The sequence below is a fragment of the Acinetobacter sp. PC34 genome (assembly GCF_051789135.1).
Lineage (GTDB): Bacteria > Pseudomonadota > Gammaproteobacteria > Pseudomonadales > Moraxellaceae > Acinetobacter > Acinetobacter johnsonii.
The window spans coordinates 58,753-78,821 of the sequence record NZ_CP196665.1 but is presented as its reverse complement, the minus strand read 5'-3'; the positions used below and the strand labels follow the sequence as shown (position 1 = coordinate 78,821).

The following is a 20,069-nucleotide window of genomic DNA, read 5'->3' as shown; positions in this document are numbered from 1 at the left end:
AAAATTATTCTGATTTTTTAAATTTGTTTTATTAATTGCCTGACTGCAAGAAAGGCATCCATCTTTAAGATCACACTATGCTATTCGAATAAATGCTATAGCAATCATAGATTATTATTATACCACTCCATTGAAATAACCTAACATTCAGCCCATTTGCGAGTTCCAATCGATTAGATGAGTTGGGTTCGTTTGGCAAACTGGTTCCAAGCCATGCAGCAAGCATCAACAATCTCGGTATAATCTTTAAAGCATCGGTTTGATAAATAAAGTTGTTTTAACCACTGCCACACCTGTTCCATCGGATTCAGTTCAGGTGAATATGGCGGTAATTTTAATAAACTGACATTCGTCAAGTTGAGACTCGTTTGATGCCAGCCAGCGCCATCAACGATCACAACAGCTATGATGCCCCTCAGGAACTTGTGCTGAAATCTCCTGTAAATGTAGACGCATTCCTTCGATATTTGCTCTCGGGAGAACCAATCCACAACAGACTCCTCGGGCAGGGCAAATGGCACCATAAATATAACTGTACTCAAATTGCTGCTGACGAACCAGGCGTGGTCGTTCACCCCGGTAATGCCAAACACGGCTGATCGAACCTTGCTGTCCTACTCTTGACTCATCTTGAAACCATAAATCAACTTTCGCTAAATCTGCAGATGCAGGAAGGATTTCTTTGAGTTTGCTGGCAATTTTTTTTTAAATTCAGCTTGAGCAGCGTCGTTCTTTTCTGGGTGGGCAGAGCGACCTGATACCCAGCTCATGCCAATCTGCTTTAACAGTTTGTACAAGCTATTAGGGTTGTAAACCACGTTGAATTTCTGCTGAATGAGTTCGGCAATGTTTACCGCAGTGACCCGGCCACCGCCACGTTGTTGCTGGAGAGCCACGATCTCGGTTTTGAGTTGTTCTTTTTGCTCGATTGACAACGGGCTATGGCGGCCTCGACCTTCCCGATCATACAGGCCATTGATGCCTTGAGTCTGAAAGGTACGCCGCAACTTGCGTATAGTAATGGGATTAAAGCCAAACTGTTCAGCAACCTGTTGAGGAGAAACGCCTTTTGCCATTTGGGCGAGCATTAAGAGTCGAACCCGCGTGCGTGGATTCGACTCTGTTTTGGACAGTGCGATGAAATCAATATCAGTTAATTGATAGGCAGATATTTTACTCATACAACTATATTAGCTTATTTCGATTGAATGGTATTAGAGAAAATTTTTTATTTTATAGATTACAGACATCTTTATTGATGAGTGGAATGCTTAAGTTTTTGATCAAGAAGAACCGTTTAATCAGTTCTTCTTATACTTACAGATGCTTTAATTTCATTATAATATTTTCTTATCGGCTATTTTTACTCATACGAGCAAGTAAAATCACCGGTATCAAGCCTACCAATACGATCAGTAAAGCTGCGATTGCGCCATCTTCATAGGTGCCTCTTGAGGCTTCCGCATAGAGCTGTGTGGCCAGCGTTTCCATATTCAGTGGCCTCAATAAGAGTGTGGCAGGTAATTCTTTCATACAGTCTACAAAGATCAATAATGCAGCCGAGATGATCGCGGGGCGTAAAAGAGGGAAATGAACGCGCCATAAAATATCCCGTTTGTTCTGTCCTAAATTACATGCAGCATCATCAAGAACCGCATGGATCCGATTATATCCGGATTCTATGCTACCAATTGAAATCGCTAGAAAACGCACCGCATAGACGTAGATCAAGGTAAAACTGGTCCCCAAAAAGAGTAGCCCGGTAGAAATGCCAAGCTGGAATTCAAAAAAATCCGCCACGGCATGATCGAGAGCACCTAACGACAGCATCAGGCCAATGGCAAGTACCGTCCCCGGAATGGCATAACCTAAACTTGAAATTCGGCTAAACCATGTAGTTCGACTAAATCGTGCAGCGCTGACAATGAAGAAACCTACCAGAATAGTAATAAACGTCGCGATGCTGGCCAAGGTAAGGGTATTGATCGAAGCTTGTAATAAATATTCAGAAAAACCCGCATATTGAATACGTTTATAAGACTCTACCAGCAAATGGCTAAATGGGATCAAAAAGCCGATCGTAACGGGAATCAACCCAAGCACGAATAAGGTGAGCGCTCTGCTTCCTGTAACGGGCTGAGCGGGCATCAGGCGACTGCGTTGAGCAGAGTTCATATAACGCTGTTTGCGTCGTCCCAACCTTTCTACGATCACTAAAAAGGTAATGATCATCAGCATAAAAATGGCAATCTGCGCGGCACTGGCCAGATCAGACTGGTTGATCCAGGTTGAATAAATGGATAACGTAAGTGTTCTAATACCCAGAAACTCGGTTGCACCGATGTCATTAATGGTTTCCATTAACACCAGGCTGGTGCCCACGGCAATTGCTGGTCGTGCGAGTGGCATTGCAACTCGTAAAAAGACCTGATTCGGCTTTAGTCCCAAGCTGCGTGCAACTTCAATCAGACTGGCTGACTGCATGAGAAACATGGCACGGGTGCTTAAATAGACATAAGGATACAGGACAAAACTTAATAAAAAGATTCCTCCCCATACCGAACGGATATTGGGGAACCAGAACTGTTGCATGTCTAATCCCAGCCCCTCTCGGAACAGGCTTTGAACCGGACCAATGGGATGCAGAATGTCGATATAGCTATAGGCAATAATGTAAGTGGGGACGGCCAGAGGTAAGAGCAGTGCCCAGTCCAGAAATGCTCGACCACGAAACTGATAGGCTGTGACAATCCAGGCACTGCCTGTGCCAATCAGGATAGTCAATACACCAACACCTAGTAAAAGTACGGATGTTTCGACCAGTGTTGGCGGAATAACATAGCGGATCAGATGTTGCCAAATCTCACTATTACCTTGCAGGGCTGTCCAGACTAAAGCCAGGACGGGTAAGCAGGCGAGCAGCGTCAATAGTCCACTGAGCGAAAATAACGGACGAAATGCAAATTTCTTGTTGGGCATTGAAGATTTAGCTGTGATAAGAGGTGGAAACAAAGTCGATCTTACAGGAAGCGTAAATTGCTCCCTGTAAGTCGAACGAGACTTAGTGGTTAAACTGTACTTTGTCAACTAACAGATTGGCGGTTTTACGGTGTCGGGCAATGTCACTTAAACGAATAGAATCCACCTTGAGTTTGCCAAAGCTTGCAATAATCGGATCAATTTTAACTCCAGGTTTCACTGGATATTCAAAGTCGCTTTTCGCATAGATCGCCTGAGCATGGTCTGAGGCTAAAAACTCAAGCAGTTGTACCGCTTCTTTACGGTTAGGTGCATATTTCGAGACGACTGCACCTGAAACATTGACGTGTGTTCCGCCATTTTTAAAGCGTGGTAAGACTACATTAATGGCATTGCCCCAACGTTGTTGCTCAGCATCGCCTGTGCGCATGGTGCCGACATAATAGGTATTTGCTACCCCAATGTCACAAATCTTGCCGAGAATATCGCGGGCGACATCACGATCACCACCGCTTGCAGGACGTGCCAGATTGGCTTTGACACCGCGTAACCATGTTTCAGCTTCTTTCTCGCCATGATGGGCAATATAGGCCGCAATTAAACCGGTGTTGTAAGGATGGCTGCCGGAACGAATACAGATCTTACCTTTCCATTTTGGGTTAGCCAAATCTTCATAGCTGATCGCGCTGAGAGGAACACGGTCTTTGGACACATACACGGCACGTGCACGCATCGATAAGGCATACCAGTGGCCATTTGCGGCACGTAAATTACCCGGAATGGACTTGTTCAAGATTTTGGAGTCTACGCGCTGCGTCAAACCACTTTCAACCAGATCCACCAGATTGCCAAAATCGACAGTGAGCATCACATCTGCAGGGGAGCGTCGGCCTTCAGCTTTAACCCGTTCCAGTAACCCGTCCTTGATAAAAACCGTATTGACTTTCACGCCGGTTTTTTGGCTAAACTCTTTTAACAAAGGCTGCATTAAAACAGGTTCGCGCGTGGTGTATAGGTTGACTTCGGCTGCATGTACCCAACTACCACTGAAGGCAACCAGACCAGTTAAAAGAAGATAAACTTTCGAGAGTGGTTTCATTTCTTATTTCCTTAACAGAGTTTAAACCTGAACGGCTTGTTCAAGCTGAGATGTGATGGCAATGCTTGTGTCGTCACTGGATGCAAAGAAAAAACATGCTGCTAAATCGACTGACACATAGACCTGTTGATTGGCAGAAAAATGCTGCTGATGGTCAACTTGCACCAATATGATGGTTGAATCAGAGGCAAGCTGCAGACGTAACTGATAGGCATGCCCCATAAAGCTGGATGAAAGGACTTTCGCTGTGACTGCATCTGTGACGGGTTCTCGGCTCACCTGTACTTGATGTGGACGGAAACAGCAGGAAATCGATTCTTTAGTATCTGCCAAATTTTTAGGTACTGTGACCTGACCAAAAATTGTTTTAATTTGCTGATCCAGACGCTGGGCCGGTATTTCATTCAAAGCAGAAAAATAACGTGCCGCAAACAGAGTAGACGGCTGCAAATAGAGTTGCTTAGGTGTCCCGATCTGAATAATTTGCCCTTGATGCATCAGGATAATCTGGTCCGCAATCTGCAAAGCCTCTTCCGGATCATGCGTGACAATCACCGTCGTAGTCGCTGTCTGTATTAAAAGATCAATGGTACTTTGGCGGATCTGATCACGTAGGCGGTGGTCCAGATTAGAAAAAGGTTCATCCATCAGTAACACGTGAGGTTTAGGTGCCAACGCACGCGCCAGAGCAACACGCTGTTGTTCACCACCCGATAAGGTGTATGGATAACTGTGCATGTGATGATGCATGGATACATGTTTTAAGGCTTGTTCAGCAATTTCCTGTCGCTGCTTTTTAGGGAACTTTTTAAGTCCAAACATCACATTTTCCAGCACACTCAGGTGCGGAAAAAGTGCATAGTCCTGAAAAACCAGACCAATATTGCGGGCTTCTGCAGGGATATGTTGTTCTTCATTCCATAAAACGTTGTGTTCAAGCTGAATCGAGCCACTCGTTGGGGTTTCCATACCTGCAATCAAACGTAGCATGGTTGTTTTACCACAACCGGAATGTCCGAGTAAGCAAATGATTTGTCCGCTTGTTGCAGACCATGTCGCTTGATTGACAGCAAAACGTGGGCCGAATTTCTTGCTTAAGTTATAAATTGTTAAGACATTGGCTGAATGTTCTGCATAGGCATTCATATTGAACTCATCGTGCTATTTTCTTTAACAAATAATAACTAATAATCTTTCTCATGTAGAGTCTTTTTATCAGTTGGCTTATAAAAATTCTAGATCATTTTGATCTTTAGCCGCAGGTGAAAACTGATCAAGACTGTTCAGATCACCTATCAGCGATCTTTTTTTCAAGATTGGGTAGATTCAAATTGCCTCCGGTGAGGCCATTTTCCGCAACATGATATAAAAATTCTGTCGCGCTTGCCGAGATTTATTTCACCCTCTCAACAAGGGTAGTTGGTGCGGTCATTGCGATTAAATGCATGTTTTTTCAGTTAATCGCAGTTTAAATTGTTCCCGATATTCATAGGGTGCATCCAGAATCAGGATCCCATCAATCAGATTTTCGGTATGCACAACCAGTTTCTCGAAACCATATTGCATGATCGGATTTAAATAGGTCATGAAAACAATCGGAGTTGTGTCATCCTGTAGACGGACTGCTTTCACTAGCTCAACTGTCTGATGTACGGTTTGTCCAGCACTGAGTGCTCTGAGATAGGGCACAATAAAAAATGGGTAACTGTCAGATCAGGTTTGAGCTAGTACAGCTAAGTAAATGACCTTTTTCACTGAATTATTAGAAGAGAAGATCTTTCTCTTTTTAGCTGAATGGCGGATTACGCTATTCAACGATTCAATCGCATTCCTCGTATAAATTACATGACCTATTTCAGCTGGATTGCTAAAGATCGTTCGTATATTTTCCCAATTTTCCTGTCAAGATTCGCCAATTTTTGGATATTGTTGATTCCATTGATCACACAAGATATCTAGGGACTTTAATGCATTGTCCTCTGTGCTTGTCTGATAGATTGCTTTTAGACCAGATGTAAAAGAGGTCTCAAATTCTTTCTGATAATAGATTAACTAATGCTTTTAATTCATCTCAAATTAAGGCTTATAGGACGAATTCATAAGGTGTGTTCAGCGGACGCTTACGCCACACCTATAAGTAAAACCGGTGAATATTCTCCCAATATTAGCATTCCTGCCAATACAGATTCTGATTGAAGAGGCAGTAATGTTGCTGCCCCAAATGCACTTAAGAATAAAAAAATATAAGCCACTATTTAGGCCAGTGCTGGTGATAGCTATCAATCATAAATTCATGTTCATGCTTACCTTTATAGTTGTGCTGCAATAAATGCTCGTGATCTTCTGGTAAATCAAGATGAGTATGTTCTAAAACTAAATTATCGTTTTTTGGCCAGATAACAAACGCGACGACTATTGATACCAAGGCGATGAATGCCATAGGCAAAAAAGTTATAAGCGTTCCAAAGCTTGTACTTAACCAGCCCACTAATGGATAAGTGATTAGCCAGCAGGCATGTGAAAATGCAAATTGAGCTGCAAATAGCGCTGTTCGATTTTCACTTGATGCAGACTTTCTAATAAGACGTCCGGTTGGTGTTTGAGAAACTGAATAACCAATACCTAATATAAACCAGAGGGCTAATAGCCCAGTATAGGCAGAAATAAAGTAACCGCTAAACAATCCAACGACGAGAACCACAGTGCCTGAAAGCATGACAGTTCTATCATTCAATTTATCTAATATTTTTGGTAATGCAAATGCAGCAAGCATTGAGCCTAATCCAAATAAACCAAATGCCCAAGTAGTCGCCTGTTCAGTTAATTCAAATGTCGTTTGAACTAAAAAAACCGTATTGACAATGACAACCGCACTGGCTGAAGCAATAGCCAGATTTAAAGCGAGTAAGGCTTTTAGGCGGGGTGTTCTGAAATATATTTTTGCGCCTTGTTTGATTCGGTTATATACCCCGATAAACTCCGGCATTTTCGCATTTGGTAATTTTGCACTGACTACAAATAGTGCCGAACCAATAAATCCAACCACAGTTCCCAAAAACAAGTTGTGATAACTCATCACAGTGAGTAACAAGCCTGCCAGCATTGGACTTATAATATTTTCTAGGTCGTAGGCCAATCGTGATAGAGACAGCGCGTTTGTATACTCTTCTTCTATGGGCAATACATCAGGAATCATGGCTTGAAATGTGGGGGTAAAAGCAGCTGAGGCAGACTGAAGAATAAAGATCAAAATATAGATTTGCCAGATTTGAGTCACGAAAGGCAGACACAATGCGGTTAAGGCTCGAATGACATCCAACCCTACCAAAACTTTTTTTCTCGGTAATCTTTCTGCAAATGCGGAGGCAATGGGTGCGACACTAATATAAGCAATCATTTTAATCGCCAAGGCAATACCCAGGACTTGGGCTGCTTGCTCTTTTGCGATGTCATAAGCCTGTAAAGCTAGAGCAATAGTAATGAGTCCAGTACCAATCAAAGCGATGACTTGGGCTAAGAACAAATGCCGATATGTTGTGTTTTTTAATACTTCTAGCATTTTAGGGACTCCTTATTTAGAACCTAACTTTTATGCCATACAGGTTCCAGATGAGGCTTAGCCCTCATCTGGAATTTTACAAATTAAAAGACCTTTTTCATTTCACTGAAATGACCTTCAATATTCAAAGTTACAGTCACTGGATTTTCTGTTCTGTTTCGCCAAAACCAGCCATGCTTTCCGTCAAATGCAGCGGTCAATGTGCCAGATTGCTCAGTTTCATTTTTACCTTTACCGTATCCATGATAGAAATCTTTTGGTGCATTTACAGGATCACCATGCGTGTCATAGTTCAGACCACCACCTGATGATTTCCAATCAAAGGTTACACTTGCATCTTTGGGCATAGCCAACTTAACTTCGGTTGCCTGGTTAGGTTTTAATTCGATAGAGATCGATTCTTTCTTAATAGCGGGCATTGTATTTGAGCTCTCATCTGGTACAGCAGCCTGAGCAACCGAACTATTAGCAGTAGTTACTGAAGGGATCTGAGAGCTCTCTCCCATACCATTCACTGATTCAGCCGCTAAAGATTGCTTAATTTCACCCATTTTGGTTAAACCCAAAACTTTACCGACACCAGTAGGGTCAATAGCGTATTCGGCTGGCATTACCCAAGTCACAAGAACAACAATGGCGCTCACCGCCGCAATAACAGTTGATTTGATCAGTTTTTTTGAAGAGGGTAATTCAACATCTTTTGGAATTTCAGCGTTAAACATAATTTAGATCCTTATTGAGTAATGAAGCCAGTGAGTTGGTAGCCAACAAGTAGAAAACCAAGGAACATCAAGAAGACATTGCTTTGATATGCTGTTCTGAAGAAATAAGGAGTTTTTCTCCACATCGTCATAAGCAGTAAAATGATGGCTAATGCCATGAGTTGCCCTAATTCGACCCCGATGTTGAATGAGATCAGATTCGCAAGCAGGCCATCATCTGGCACTTCATATTCCTGAATTTTTACAGCTAAACCAAAGCCGTGAATCAAACCAAAAATCAGCGTGGCAATTTTTGTATTGGGCTGGAATCCAAACCAGCGCTGATAAGCACCTAAATTATCTAAAGCTTTATAAACAATAGAAAAACCAATGATTGCATCAATAATGTATGCATTCATCGAAATGTTGTAATACACCCCTATCAGCATGGTAACTGAATGACCGATGGCGAACAGGCTGACATACAAACCAATATCTTTCATACGGTATAAGAAGAAAATAATACCGACCAGAAATAATAAATGGTCATAACCTGTAACCATGTGTTTGGCGCCCAGATAAATAAAGGGGATCACATGAACACCGTAGATTTCCTGTATATAGCCTTTGTCACCCTCTGCAACTCCATGAGCAAAAAGTGCAGGACTTATCAAGACCATACCTAAAGCAATCAACAGCTTTAAATAGGTTTTGAGCTTCACATAATGTGAATCAATAATTTGCATCTAAATCAAACTCCAAAAATTAAAAAATGGTTCAAAAAACTCATGATTTTTTTGGAGGTTTAAAAATACGACTTGCAAGCAATAGAGCGTATTTCTTCGTACGGTCAAATATTTGCGCACCTAACAGAAGCAAGATGAGTGCTATTTCTTTGAGAGATGCAACATTAGAAAAATGTTCGTAATAGGTATCTTGATGATGATGTGAATGTTGCTGATTTACCTCATGATGATGAGTATGAATCACATCTACATAGGCATGCTCTTGAAAGCGGTTTTCAGTCGCATGCTCGTTAAAATGCAGACATAGTGCAAGACTGATGATGCAAACCAGCCACATCATCACATATCTCATTTTTGAATCTTGCACTATTGCCATCATATTGAACTTCTCTACCCTTTCTGCTCAGCGAAATCGTCAGATTTTTTCTGAAGAGCTTGGTTAAACCAAACATACAGGGTGGGCAGAATAATCAAGGTAAGTAGCGTTGAGGAAATAATTCCCCCTATAACAACGGTTGCAATTGGACGCTGTACTTCTGAACCAATCCCCACGTTTAAAGCCATAGGGATAAAGCCCAAAGAGGCAACCAGTGCAGTAATCAGCACTGGCCGCAAACGTTCTAATGCACCATGTTTTACTGCATCAATCAGCCCTTCACCCTGATCACGCAATCTCTGAATGGCCGATACGAGTACCAAACCATTGAGTACTGCAACACCCGATAAAGCAATAAAACCAACAGCAGCCGAGATAGAGAAAGGAATATCACGGAGGGCTAAAGCAATGACGCCACCCGTTAATGCAAAAGGCACACCAGTAAAGACCAGCACACTATTTCTGATATTGCCTAAGGCCATATAAATCATTGCAAATATCAAAATCAAAGCGATGGGTACAACAATCATAAGTCGATTAGAGGCTGACTCCATTTGTTCAAAAGTACCGCCCCAAGTGAGCCAGTAACCTTCTGGCATTTGGAAATCAGGAGTTTAATTTTGATTGTGCATCAGCAATGTAACTACCGATATCAGTACCACGCACGTTTGCCGTGATCACAATACGACGTTTACCATTTTCACGAGAAATTTGGTTGGGTCCTTGAATATTCTTCAATTCAATCAATTCGGACAACAATACACTTGAACCATCAGGCAAACTGACAGGAATTTGATACAGTTTTTCCAGGTCAGTTACTGAGTTTTGATCCATCCGCACAACAATATCGAACTTACGATCTCCCTCAAAAACCTTACCTGCTGTTTGCCCCGTAATCAGACTGGATACTTGCTTTTGTACATCTTCAGCATCAAGACCGTAGTTGGCGATCATGTCTTTTTTAAGTTCAACAGAGACCATTGGAAGCCCACTCATCTGTTCAACTTTTAAGTCGGCTGTTCCATTCACACCTTCTAAAATTTTCGCTGCAGCATTTGCAGATTCAAGCAACTGATCTAAATCATCACCATAAATCTTCACTGCAACATCTGTACGGACACCTGAAATCAGTTCGTTAAAACGCATTTGAATCGGCTGAGTGAACTCATAGTTGTTGCCATAAACGCCTTTTGCCACACGTTCAATATCGGCAACGACAGCTGATTTTTCCTTGTCAGGATTCGGCCATTCGCTACGTGGTTTCAATATCACAAAATTATCAGCGACGTTTGGTGGAACTGGGTCAGTCGCAATTTCAGCTGTCCCCACTTTGGCAAACATGGTTTTCACTTCAGGAATTTTGACGATTTCTTTTTCAAGCGCATACTGCATTTCAACAGCTTGAGTTAAAGAAGTTCCAGGAATTCGAAGTGCATGTAATGCCACATCACCTTCATCTAATGAGGGAATAAATTCGGAACCTAAACGAGTTGAAAGACTCGCACTGAATACAAAGAAAATTGCTACGAACGCGATCAGCTTATAACGATGACTCAAAGACCAATCTAAAATTGGGCTATAAACTTTCTTAATGAAATGAACAATCTTCGATTCCTCTTCCTTAATTTCGCCTGTCGTGACCAAAGCCACCATTGCAGGAACAAAAGTAATCGAAAGAACCATTGCAGCCACGAGAGCCATAACAACTGTAGCTGCCATCGGTGTAAACATCTTGCCTTCAACACCAGTAAGCGTCATGACAGGCAGATACACCAAGATGATGATCAACTGACCATAGAGAATGGCTTTTCGTGATTCCTTAGTCGCTTCAAAAACCGTCGTGAATCGTTCTTGACGGGTGAGTATTCGTCCTAATTCTTTCTGCTTCATCGCTAATTTTGCAAGTGAAGCTTCAACAATGACCACAGCACCATCGACAATGATCCCGAAATCTAGCGCACCTAAACTCATTAAGTTTGCACTGATTCGTTGATTCACCATGCCTGTAATGGTCATGAGCATTGATAAAGGAATCACCATCGCAGTGATGAGCGCTGCACGGAAATGTCCAAGAAATAAGAAAAGAACGACAATAACGAGGATTGCACCTTCTAGAAGGTTTTTCTTCACCGTGTCTATCGTCGCATCAACCAAGGTTGTACGGTTATAAACTGCTTTTGCCTCAACACCTTCTGGCAATGACTCTTGGACTTTTTGTAACTTTTGATCTACCGCATGAGCAACATTTCGCGAGTTTTCACCAATCAGCATAAATGCAGTACCTAAGACAATTTCTTGCCCATCTTTAGTTGCTGCACCTGTACGTAACTCGTGACCAATCGATATTTTTGCCACATCTTTCAAACGCAGAATGTAACCGCTGCTTGTGGTGATCGGAATATTCTGAATTTGTTCAATCGAACTGATTTGAGAATCAGAACGTATCAAGTACTGCTCACCATTCTTCTCAATATAGCCTGAACCTTTATTCATGCTATTTTTAGAAATAGCATCCAAAATAGTCTTTTGATCTAGACCAATACTTCGTAAATACGCATAGTCGGGCTGTACAACAAATTGTTTTAAATAGCCACCAATCGTATTGATTTCATTCACACCTTCGACATTTCGAAGCTGAGGCTTGATCACCCAATCCTGAAGTGTTCGCAATTCAGTCGGTGAAAGTGGAGTCGGGTTGTTTTTTGCATTTTCCACCGTGTACATGAAGATTTCGCCAAGTCCTGTAGAAACAGGACCCATAGAAGTCGATATACCTCCTGGAAGACTTGGTGTAACCCCTTGCAACTTTTCATTCACTAGCTGACGGGCAAAGTAAATGTCCGTGCCTTCCTTAAAAATCGCAGTCACTTGAGATAAGCCGTATCTGGATACTGATCGGGTATAGTCCAGATTAGGAATACCAGCCAAAGCCGTTTCAATGGGGTAGGTGACCTGGGATTCCATCTCGGTTGGAGATAAGCCCTGGGCCTCACTGTTAATTTGAACTTGTACGTTGGTAATATCGGGTACAGCATCAATTGGCAGTTTAAAATAGTTGTAAACGCCAAATGCCCCTATGAATAGGAAAATGATCAGTACCAGCCAACGATTCTTTATCGAGAGCTTTACAATTTGGTCAAACATAAACGCTACTCCTTAATGATCATGAGTAGCGCCAGATTTACCCAGCTCTGCTTTTAATAAATAAGAATTACCTGCTGCATAAATCTGCCCTGCTTTTAGACCAGATTTAACTTCAACAAAACCATTAAATTTATCGCCTAACTCTAGAGGACGTGCTTCAAAGTCATTCCCGACACGAATAAACACCACATCCCAATCACGGAAGTTTTGCAAAGCATCTTCACGGACAACCATCGGTTTCATGCTCTGGTTTTCAAAGATTTGTGCAGTGATTAACTGTCCTGAACGCCATCTGAACTGGTTGGGAATTTCAATAAAAACTTGCGCAGTTCGTGTTTTTGGATCAATCACGTCACTGATATATTTGATGCGCCCCAATGCTTCTTCTGTGCCTGTTTGAGTTTGAGGCTTAACAGTTACTTTATTATTTGGATTAATGGCATCCAGTTGATCCGCAGGCACATTAACCACAGCAATAAGTTGAGATGTATTGGCAATTTTGAACAATGGAGATGATGGCGTTACATTAGAACCAACAGCACCAAGCACTTGTAGAATCGTACCTGACATTGCGGCTCTGACTTCAATTGTTCCATTACCTGCCCCCCCATAGGAACGGATTAAGCTATTCAGCTCATTGGCCCTAGTCTGAGCATTTTCAAATTCACGTTTGGCATTGATGTAGTCAATTTCAGGTGAAACTTTCTTTTGAAATAAAACTCGTTCCTGTTCCATCTTTTTACGGGCAAATTGTAAGGTATCCAATGCAAGCGTACGTTCCGCATTAAGACGGATTAACTCCTGACTTTGCACAGTCGCTAACAGATCCCCCTGATTCACTTTATCGCCAATTGAACGGTACGTTTTTATTAATGTTCCACTCGTTTTAGGTGTAATAAAGCCTTCAAAATTATCAGGAAATTTAAGTTCACCTTTGAGTTCGAGTGCATTTTCAAACATCATGGGTTCAACTTTTAAAAGTTCCAAACCACTGCTCTTGATACTGCTATCAAGCATAGTGACTCGTCCCTCTTTGGTATCCCATTTCCAAGTATGTTTTTTACCTTGATAATCAACATTGATCACCATCAAGAATGAATGTGGCTCATAGACAATTTCATTCCCAATCAGATAATCGCTTTCAGGCTTAAATGATATGGTTTGTTCTGCATCAAGACGCTGGATAAAAATATTGGCACTAATCTCTTCTGGTTTTAATGGCTTATCTTTAAAGTAGCCATACACCCGTAAATGAGGCTCTACCCCTTCCTCGAAGATTTTGACTTCAGCAGCAAAATCACCATCGCGATATAAACGGCCCCCATGCGGGCCTTTTTCATCTCCTGCTACAGCAACTTTTTCTTCAGTCACCTCATTATGACTTGAAGTTTCGGCTTTATTACCCGTTTTGTACCAAGCGATTGCACATAAAACGACTAATAAAGCGATAACACCTGTAGTAATTAAAGTATTGGTTGGTTTATTCATATTTTCAGGCCTTATTCTTGATCTAAATTGGTCACATAATTTCGTTCAACCTCTGCAATTTGATTTTGCAAAGCCAACCACAAATCGAATCGAGCGAGATGTTTATCCAACCAAATTTGCTTAATAGTATTGAATTCAAGTAAAGAAATTTTTCCTGCCTGATACCCCATTTCAGCAATTCTCAAACTTTCTTTGGTGGCAGGAAGTATGGACTGATCATAATTTTTGATCGAATCAATCAGGTTCGATACTTCAATAGACTTATTTTCTAATTCAATTTTGGAGTTACGGTTTACGAGAATAGAACGAGTTTCTGCATGTACTTGCTCCGCTTGTGCAAGTGCAATGCTCCCCTTATTTCGATTAAAAACAGATAGGGGAATAGATGTAGAAACTAAGAAAACTTGATCATTGGTCTCCTGATAGTTCCTTACCCCTAAACCCAGTGTAATATCTGGCACGGCTTCTTTTTTAGCTAATTCATACTGGGTTTTAGCCAGTTGAGTTTTAAGCAAGGCTTCTTGTTCAGATAAGCTCAGTTTATCCGCAAAGTTAATGCTTAAAGGAACTTCTATTGCTTGATCAGGTAATACAGATATGAATTTGGAACACAGATTTTTTTGAAATTGAACTTTCTTCACTTCGTTCTGATAACGTAGTTTTGATTCAGACGATAAAGCTGAACTCAATTGAACATCAGATGGAATTACTCTGCCAAACTTCAATTTTTCATTCAGAACATGGGCTTGTCTCGCGTTCATCTTGCTTTCGGTAGAATAAATTTCTACCCGTTTTGAAGCCGCATACCAATTTGACATACAAACACGGAAATCGGCTTTTAATTCAGCCTGACGCTTCAATGCCTCAAATTGGTTATTATTCCCTTGAAACCCTGCCAACTGCCTACGCAAAGCGCGTTTATTATTGAGAGGAATATCCTGGGACAAACCAATCATAGTCGTTGGCCCATCAAGATCTTTAAGGTCTGAATTACCTAAATTGTCTAATTCAAGATTAAACGTAGGATTATTAAGTCTACCGGCATATTTCTGATTTATGGCATATGCGTGTTGAGACTGTTGCAAACTCTTCAAAATTGAATCGTTTGAAATTACCTGTTGTTGTAGCTGAACGTAATCAGATGCTGCAAATAATCGAGTCGTTGCTGCTACTAAACCACAGGCAAGAAATATCTGATATTTTTTAGACATGACTTTACCTATACAAAAAAATGGAAATTATTTTTTGTACAGAAAAATCAATTTCTTAGAACAATTAAACCTTTTGTAAATATATAGGAATTACAAAGATATTCTATCCTTTTCCTAAGTGCATAGGATCGAACGGGTCGTTCAAAAAGACTCAGGAAAAGCAGAATGAGCGGGAGGGAAAAACTTAAGAGAAAAACTGGATCAATTGTAATTTGATCATCAGCTTGAATAGGCTTAGTAGAATGATGAAAAGGTGCTTCATCATAACTGGTCCAGTTGTGATTTTTAGTATCTTCTAAGACTTGCTCTTCAGCATGATGAATAAGAGACCATTGGCTGGAACTGTCTGTTTCAACTGAGATAGTCACATCATGATGATGGTCAAGATTTTTAGCTATAACTGGCGCCCATGTGTAAGCTCCCGTTGTTGTTATCGCAAACAAAAACAGGACAAACGCAAGAATAAGTTTTGAGAACTTATTATGTGGCATACGAAAAAATCATCTCGAGATTCGCAGAAAGCATACTGAATAGAACTTCAAAAGTAAATTGTTATCTAAGATAAAAACTATTTGTATTATTTTTAGAAAAAGGTATGAGTAAGCTACCAAAGATAAGTACTCTAATGTTTGATTTCCTCAACAACCTTATTTTGGAATTATCTTATTCAATACCCACTACTGTTGTTATGCCTGTAATAAGGATCTCATTTCCAAATATATAAAGTGAAGCCAACAAGACTTTAAATGTATATAAAAAATGGTTAAATAATTGCAAGGGGGGCTTTAAAACGTTTTAATCGTAAAGCATTTCCTAGTACAAATATTGACGAGAGAGCCATTGCACCAGCAGCAAATACAGGAGAAAGTAGCAGTCCAAATTGCGGATAAAGTACACCAGCTGCAATAGGAATCAGAGCTGCATTGTAAACAAATGCCCAAAATAAATTTTCACGAATATTGCTTATAGTCGCTTTGCTTAAAGCGATAGCATTCGGCACTCCTTTCAGGTTGCCAGACATCAAAACCACATCAGCAGCTTCAATAGCTACGTCTGTACCTGTACCTATCGCTAAGCCAATATCTGCTTCTGCAAGTGCAGGGGCATCATTAATGCCATCTCCAACATATGCGAGTTTACCATATTGATTTTTTAATTTTTTAACGGCCTCTATTTTACCTTCAGGTAAGACTTCAGCAATAACCTCATCAATACCTAGTTTTTTTGCAATCGCTTGAGCTGTATGACGGTTATCACCTGTAATCATGGCAACCTTTAAACCTAACTGATGTAACGCTTCAATTGCAGCAAATGTTGATTCTTTAATTGGATCTGCTACAGCAATAATGGCAGCAAGTTTCTGGTCAATCGCAACATAGAGAGGGGTTTTTCCTTCTTCTCCCAAACGATCCGAAAATTGAGAAAAAACATTAGGATTCAAACCTAGTTTTTGTACGAGAGCAATAAAGTTTCATACTAAGTATTAAAGTATCGTACTGATTAATATAGTTTCATCCTATATTGATCAGACACAGCTATAATTCCCTAAGCCCATTTTAACTATGCTTTATTCTTCTGTAGAACATTGCAAAACAGCAATACTGTCCTAAAATAAAAAGCGTCTCTATAAAAATAAGGATTAATTAAATGCGTAAATATCCTAAATATGAACTTTCTAAGGCACAGATTGAAAAAATTGATTTACAGCGTTTCAGAGATTCATTCGCATCGTTTATTCATTCGCATGAAGTAGGACGTGAATATACTAAAAAAGATTTTTCTGAACATTTATTGAGTGATGGATTTAAGCAAGAAGAATTAACAATTAAAAGAAATCTTGTTAATCAAGCATTTAGTAGCCTATTTCATCCATGCTATTTAGAAGGAGGTGCGCTTCTTTTATTCTTAAAGGATGGAAGTATTATTAGGACGCGATATACACCTGAATATTCAGACTAAATGTATGAGAATGTAAGTTCCAGAAGTTGGGTTAGCTCAACATAAAAAGAATATTAATAAAATATTCAATTTAGTATGAAACTTTATTGCTTGTAAATTTTTCATAGATTTAAATTTGATAGCTCTAGTATGAATCTTTATTGTCTTATCGGCTTCTATGTGGATATATAAAATCAAAGACTTGAAAGTAAATCAGTATGATACTTTACTACTCTCGCACAGTTGCCGAAAATTCTTGTACTGGTTGACCTAAAAAATTAGTCGTATGATTAAATGACTTTTCCGATGCTTCAAGTGCGTAGTAATTCAATGCAGGGAACAGGCACACAACCAATAAAACTGCTACAGCAGGGAAAAGTATAGCTTTAGGTATATCCCATTTGATAGCGAAGTACACCGCCACTACCAAAGCAATTAAACCAACACTAGACCTCATGCCAGTTGCAAAGTCTAAGCCCACTGCACTTGAACCTTTCCATACTAGAAAGCAAAAAACAGCTATTAGAAAAGCGACAAAGCCTGTAAAAATTTTAAATTGTTCCTGTTCTTGGTAATCCATGTATGAATCCTTAATTATTAACTGCGGTGTCAGTGTAATTGTTATAGCCTAACAATGGCTTATTTTCAGGTGGTGGTATGTCCACAACGTCCCGATCTACATTGACCAGAATTGAAGTGAACTCACTTGATGCAATCAATTCCTTTGCTTCAGCAATATAAGAATCTTCAGTCTGATCATTGATCAAGTAAAATGCCGTTGGTGGGTTGGTATCTGTAAGCAATACGTTTGCAATTGGACTTTTCGGACTTAGGTTATATCGCAGGCATTTAATAAATGATCTATTTTGCATTGTGAGCGTGTCTAATAGTTCTTTTTCACCTAAACTCTCAAATGGTAGCCAAGTTTGATTTAAAGGCACTAGAGCTATTTCTTCAATCTTTGCAATGCCACTGTCTGCAAATCCAAAAGTTCCAATCGCCAATAGGCTTACATCATCTTGATAATGGGCTTGCTCCAGCTCTGCTTCAAAGCGTTTATTAACTTGGCTATACATTTTTGCATCCATAAATAAATGCAATGTAGGGGCATGTTTTAGAATGATTCTACCCCCATCAAAACGTGCATCATCAATAGACTTAATCACACCAATAAATATTTTTAATGGGCGTTTATTCCCTTTAACTTTCAGGTCTGCTAACTCTGATTTTCTGCGAGCTTCAATCTCATTATGTTTAGTTTGGTCGTAATATTCAGGGATATAAACCAATCCGCTTAAATCATCTTTTTTATTCTTTTTATCGTTCAAGGCTATTTTTAAGGCACTGTTGCAAATAGAGATTTGAGTCGATGATGTTCCCTTTAAAAAGTACTTAGAGACCGAAAACCCTGTTGATTAGACACACTTCACCCTGAGGCTGACCATAATAAAATGACGATGCTTGTCCTTTACGTAGTGCACGCATGACTTCAATACCTTTAATTGTGGCATAAGCCGTCTTCATAGATTTGAATCCTAATGTGGCCCTGATGATCCGCTTTAGCTTGCCATGATCACATTCAATCACGTTATTTTTATACTTAATCTGCCTGTGCTCAAGGTCTGGTGGACATTTACCTTCCCGTTTTAACCGTGATAAAGCACGTCCATATGTGGGTGCTTTATCCGTGTTGATCACTTGTGGAATTTGCCACTTCTTCACATTATTTAAAATTTTTCCAAGAAAACAATATGCTGATTTGGTATTACGTCTAGAAGAAAGATAAAAATCAATGGTATCGCCACGTTGATCGACTGCACGATACAGATAAGACCATCGTCCATTCACTTTTACATAGGTTTCATCAATATGCCACGAGCTCAGATCTGTAGGATTACGCCAATACCAGCGTAAACGTTTTTCTATTTCAGGAGCATAACGTTGAACCCAACGGTAAATAGTCGTGTGATCAACATTCACACCCCGTTCGGCCAGCATTTCCTGCAGTTCACGATAGCTAATGCCATATTTACAATACCAGCGCACAGCCCAAAGAATGATTTCGCCCTGAAAATGCCGACCATGGAAAGGATTCATATGCTGCACCTTTAGCTAAAACAGTCTTCAGCTTACCATTCGTGGTTATTTGCAACAGTGCCTGAAAAAGTGAAAGGCCAAAAAGTAGGGTATGTCCGGGTAAGTTCTGTCGAGCAAAACACTGGACGTCAACTTGAAGGAATTGAGGTCGACCGGATTTTTGTTGACCGTGCTTCAGGTAAAAATACTGACCGACCTAAATTTCAGGAAATGTTGAACTATGTCCGGGAAGGGGACAGGGTGATTGTACATTCAATGGATCGTTTTGCGCGAAGCCTAAAAGATTTGGTCACTGAAGTAGATAAACTGGTCAAACGAGGGATCGCCATCCAGTTTGTAAAAGAAAATATTACTTTTACAGCCGAATCCACCCCGATGGATAATTTGATGCTTCAAATGATGGGTGCTTTTGCACAGTTCGAACGTGAGATCATTTTAGAGCGGCAAAAGGAAGGAATAAAACTCGCCTCTGCTCAGGGGAAGTACAAAGGTCGGGTGCATAAACTAAAGCCTGACCAAGCTGAAGCTTTACGACAAGCATGGAAGGAGGGGAAGTATCCATCGAAAATGGCATTAGGGAAAGCTTTTGGGATTAGTCGTCAGGCGGTATACCGATATTTACAAGTTAGTGAATAGCTTATTGGGATTAGCAACTAAATTTAGTTTAACTTATAAAAAACATGAAACACTGTTCGAATTTTAAGCGTGGAACATGAATAATCAATAAAAAG

General features: G+C 40.3%; 17 protein-coding genes and 6 pseudogenes. 2 read left to right on the top strand and 21 right to left on the bottom strand.

The features are described from left to right. Positions 1 to 173: 173 nt before the first annotated feature. From ACSC9N_RS17430 to ACSC9N_RS17345, 18 genes and pseudogenes are all read right to left on the bottom strand, one after another. Positions 174 to 593 (bottom strand): transposase, encoded by a 420-nt coding sequence (locus tag ACSC9N_RS17430; protein WP_081241779.1) that lies wholly within the window; start codon positions 591 to 593, stop codon positions 174 to 176. A gap of 60 nt (positions 594 to 653) precedes the next feature. Then, on the bottom strand, positions 654 to 1,181 hold the full coding sequence (locus ACSC9N_RS17425) for a helix-turn-helix domain-containing protein (protein ID WP_044111965.1): 528 nt from the start codon (positions 1,179 to 1,181) through the stop codon (positions 654 to 656). A 169-nt stretch (positions 1,182 to 1,350) separates the two neighbouring features. Further along, positions 1,351 to 2,979: an ABC transporter permease gene (locus ACSC9N_RS17420; protein WP_044111963.1), complete on the bottom strand. Its 1,629-nt coding sequence runs from the start codon at positions 2,977 to 2,979 to the stop codon at positions 1,351 to 1,353. 82 nt (positions 2,980 to 3,061) lie between these two features. Next, the gene (locus ACSC9N_RS17415; RefSeq protein ID WP_044111962.1) at positions 3,062 to 4,078 is read right to left on the bottom strand and encodes an extracellular solute-binding protein; all 1,017 of its coding nucleotides are present in this window, start codon (positions 4,076 to 4,078) and stop codon (positions 3,062 to 3,064) included. Between the two features lie 21 nt (positions 4,079 to 4,099). Continuing rightward, complete coding sequence (locus tag ACSC9N_RS17410; protein ID WP_098733170.1) at positions 4,100 to 5,224, bottom strand: ABC transporter ATP-binding protein; 1,125 nt, start codon at positions 5,222 to 5,224, stop codon at positions 4,100 to 4,102. A 291-nt stretch (positions 5,225 to 5,515) separates the two neighbouring features. Then, positions 5,516 to 5,767, bottom strand: a complete 252-nt coding sequence (locus ACSC9N_RS17405; RefSeq protein WP_005401806.1) for a tryptophan synthase subunit alpha — start codon at positions 5,765 to 5,767, stop codon at positions 5,516 to 5,518. 42 nt (positions 5,768 to 5,809) lie between these two features. Next, a pseudogene (locus ACSC9N_RS17400) lies at positions 5,810 to 6,094 on the bottom strand (transposase); the annotation flags it as partial. 107 nt (positions 6,095 to 6,201) lie between these two features. Further along, positions 6,202 to 6,333: pseudogene (locus tag ACSC9N_RS17395) on the bottom strand (DedA family protein); the annotation flags it as partial. Continuing rightward, positions 6,330 to 7,637 (bottom strand): MFS transporter, encoded by a 1,308-nt coding sequence (locus ACSC9N_RS17390; protein ID WP_005248677.1) that lies wholly within the window; start codon positions 7,635 to 7,637, stop codon positions 6,330 to 6,332. The gene ACSC9N_RS17390 and the pseudogene ACSC9N_RS17395, both read right to left, overlap by 4 nt. Before the next feature lie 83 nt (positions 7,638 to 7,720). Then, positions 7,721 to 8,059: pseudogene (locus ACSC9N_RS17385) on the bottom strand (transmembrane anchor protein); the annotation flags it as partial. Between the two features lie 83 nt (positions 8,060 to 8,142). Then, positions 8,143 to 8,359: pseudogene (locus ACSC9N_RS17380) on the bottom strand (transmembrane anchor protein); the annotation flags it as partial. Positions 8,360 to 8,370: 11 nt separating this feature from the next. Beyond that, positions 8,371 to 9,084: a HupE/UreJ family protein gene (locus ACSC9N_RS17375; RefSeq protein ID WP_005248674.1), complete on the bottom strand. Its 714-nt coding sequence runs from the start codon at positions 9,082 to 9,084 to the stop codon at positions 8,371 to 8,373. A 40-nt stretch (positions 9,085 to 9,124) separates the two neighbouring features. Further along, the gene (locus ACSC9N_RS17370) at positions 9,125 to 9,463 is read right to left on the bottom strand and encodes a hypothetical protein (RefSeq protein WP_005403915.1); all 339 of its coding nucleotides are present in this window, start codon (positions 9,461 to 9,463) and stop codon (positions 9,125 to 9,127) included. 11 nt (positions 9,464 to 9,474) lie between these two features. Next, positions 9,475 to 12,604 (bottom strand): annotated as a pseudogene (locus ACSC9N_RS17365) (efflux RND transporter permease subunit). Between the two features lie 12 nt (positions 12,605 to 12,616). Further along, a complete protein-coding gene (locus ACSC9N_RS17360) occupies positions 12,617 to 14,092 on the bottom strand; it encodes an efflux RND transporter periplasmic adaptor subunit (protein ID WP_044111958.1) in 1,476 nt (491 codons plus the stop codon). Positions 14,093 to 14,103: 11 nt separating this feature from the next. Then, positions 14,104 to 15,303, bottom strand: a complete 1,200-nt coding sequence (locus ACSC9N_RS17355; RefSeq protein ID WP_005248670.1) for a TolC family protein — start codon at positions 15,301 to 15,303, stop codon at positions 14,104 to 14,106. 47 nt (positions 15,304 to 15,350) lie between these two features. Further along, positions 15,351 to 15,794: a hypothetical protein gene (locus ACSC9N_RS17350; RefSeq protein WP_005248669.1), complete on the bottom strand. Its 444-nt coding sequence runs from the start codon at positions 15,792 to 15,794 to the stop codon at positions 15,351 to 15,353. Between the two features lie 272 nt (positions 15,795 to 16,066). Next, positions 16,067 to 16,759, bottom strand: a pseudogene (locus tag ACSC9N_RS17345) (HAD-IC family P-type ATPase); the annotation flags it as partial. A gap of 191 nt (positions 16,760 to 16,950) precedes the next feature. Here ACSC9N_RS17345 and ACSC9N_RS17340 point away from each other — a divergent pair. Continuing rightward, positions 16,951 to 17,262: a hypothetical protein gene (locus ACSC9N_RS17340; RefSeq protein ID WP_044113053.1), complete on the top strand. Its 312-nt coding sequence runs from the start codon at positions 16,951 to 16,953 to the stop codon at positions 17,260 to 17,262. Positions 17,263 to 17,470: 208 nt separating this feature from the next. Here ACSC9N_RS17340 and ACSC9N_RS17335 read toward each other — a convergent pair whose 3' ends face one another. From ACSC9N_RS17335 to ACSC9N_RS17325, 3 genes are read right to left on the bottom strand one after another with little or no spacing between them, the layout of a single operon-like run. Continuing rightward, positions 17,471 to 17,821 (bottom strand): hypothetical protein, encoded by a 351-nt coding sequence (locus ACSC9N_RS17335; RefSeq protein WP_228740241.1) that lies wholly within the window; start codon positions 17,819 to 17,821, stop codon positions 17,471 to 17,473. Between the two features lie 10 nt (positions 17,822 to 17,831). Next, a complete protein-coding gene (locus ACSC9N_RS17330) occupies positions 17,832 to 18,575 on the bottom strand; it encodes a DUF1173 family protein (protein ID WP_332108386.1) in 744 nt (247 codons plus the stop codon). Positions 18,576 to 18,633: 58 nt separating this feature from the next. Further along, positions 18,634 to 19,338, bottom strand: a complete 705-nt coding sequence (locus ACSC9N_RS17325) for an IS6-like element IS1006 family transposase (protein WP_001067784.1) — start codon at positions 19,336 to 19,338, stop codon at positions 18,634 to 18,636. A 69-nt stretch (positions 19,339 to 19,407) separates the two neighbouring features. Between ACSC9N_RS17325 and ACSC9N_RS17320 the strand changes: the two genes are divergently transcribed. Further along, positions 19,408 to 19,974: a recombinase family protein gene (locus tag ACSC9N_RS17320; protein WP_000678311.1), complete on the top strand. Its 567-nt coding sequence runs from the start codon at positions 19,408 to 19,410 to the stop codon at positions 19,972 to 19,974. Positions 19,975 to 20,069 lie beyond the last annotated feature (95 nt).

Coding starts and splice junctions, on each gene's coding strand:
- ACSC9N_RS17340 (WP_044113053.1), top strand. CDS start 16,951: ATGCGTAAATATCCTAAATATGAACTTTCTAAGGCACAGATTGAAAAA.
- ACSC9N_RS17360 (WP_044111958.1), bottom strand. CDS start 14,092: ATGAATAAACCAACCAATACTTTAATTACTACAGGTGTTATCGCTTTA.
- ACSC9N_RS17355 (WP_005248670.1), bottom strand. CDS start 15,303: ATGTCTAAAAAATATCAGATATTTCTTGCCTGTGGTTTAGTAGCAGCA.
- ACSC9N_RS17425 (WP_044111965.1), bottom strand. CDS start 1,181: ATGAGTAAAATATCTGCCTATCAATTAACTGATATTGATTTCATCGCA.
- ACSC9N_RS17415 (WP_044111962.1), bottom strand. CDS start 4,078: ATGAAACCACTCTCGAAAGTTTATCTTCTTTTAACTGGTCTGGTTGCC.
- ACSC9N_RS17375 (WP_005248674.1), bottom strand. CDS start 9,084: ATGCAAATTATTGATTCACATTATGTGAAGCTCAAAACCTATTTAAAG.
- ACSC9N_RS17410 (WP_098733170.1), bottom strand. CDS start 5,224: ATGAATGCCTATGCAGAACATTCAGCCAATGTCTTAACAATTTATAAC.
- ACSC9N_RS17370 (WP_005403915.1), bottom strand. CDS start 9,463: ATGATGGCAATAGTGCAAGATTCAAAAATGAGATATGTGATGATGTGG.
- ACSC9N_RS17350 (WP_005248669.1), bottom strand. CDS start 15,794: ATGCCACATAATAAGTTCTCAAAACTTATTCTTGCGTTTGTCCTGTTT.
- ACSC9N_RS17335 (WP_228740241.1), bottom strand. CDS start 17,821: ATGGATTACCAAGAACAGGAACAATTTAAAATTTTTACAGGCTTTGTC.
- ACSC9N_RS17420 (WP_044111963.1), bottom strand. CDS start 2,979: ATGCCCAACAAGAAATTTGCATTTCGTCCGTTATTTTCGCTCAGTGGA.
- ACSC9N_RS17325 (WP_001067784.1), bottom strand. CDS start 19,338: ATGAATCCTTTCCATGGTCGGCATTTTCAGGGCGAAATCATTCTTTGG.
- ACSC9N_RS17390 (WP_005248677.1), bottom strand. CDS start 7,637: ATGCTAGAAGTATTAAAAAACACAACATATCGGCATTTGTTCTTAGCC.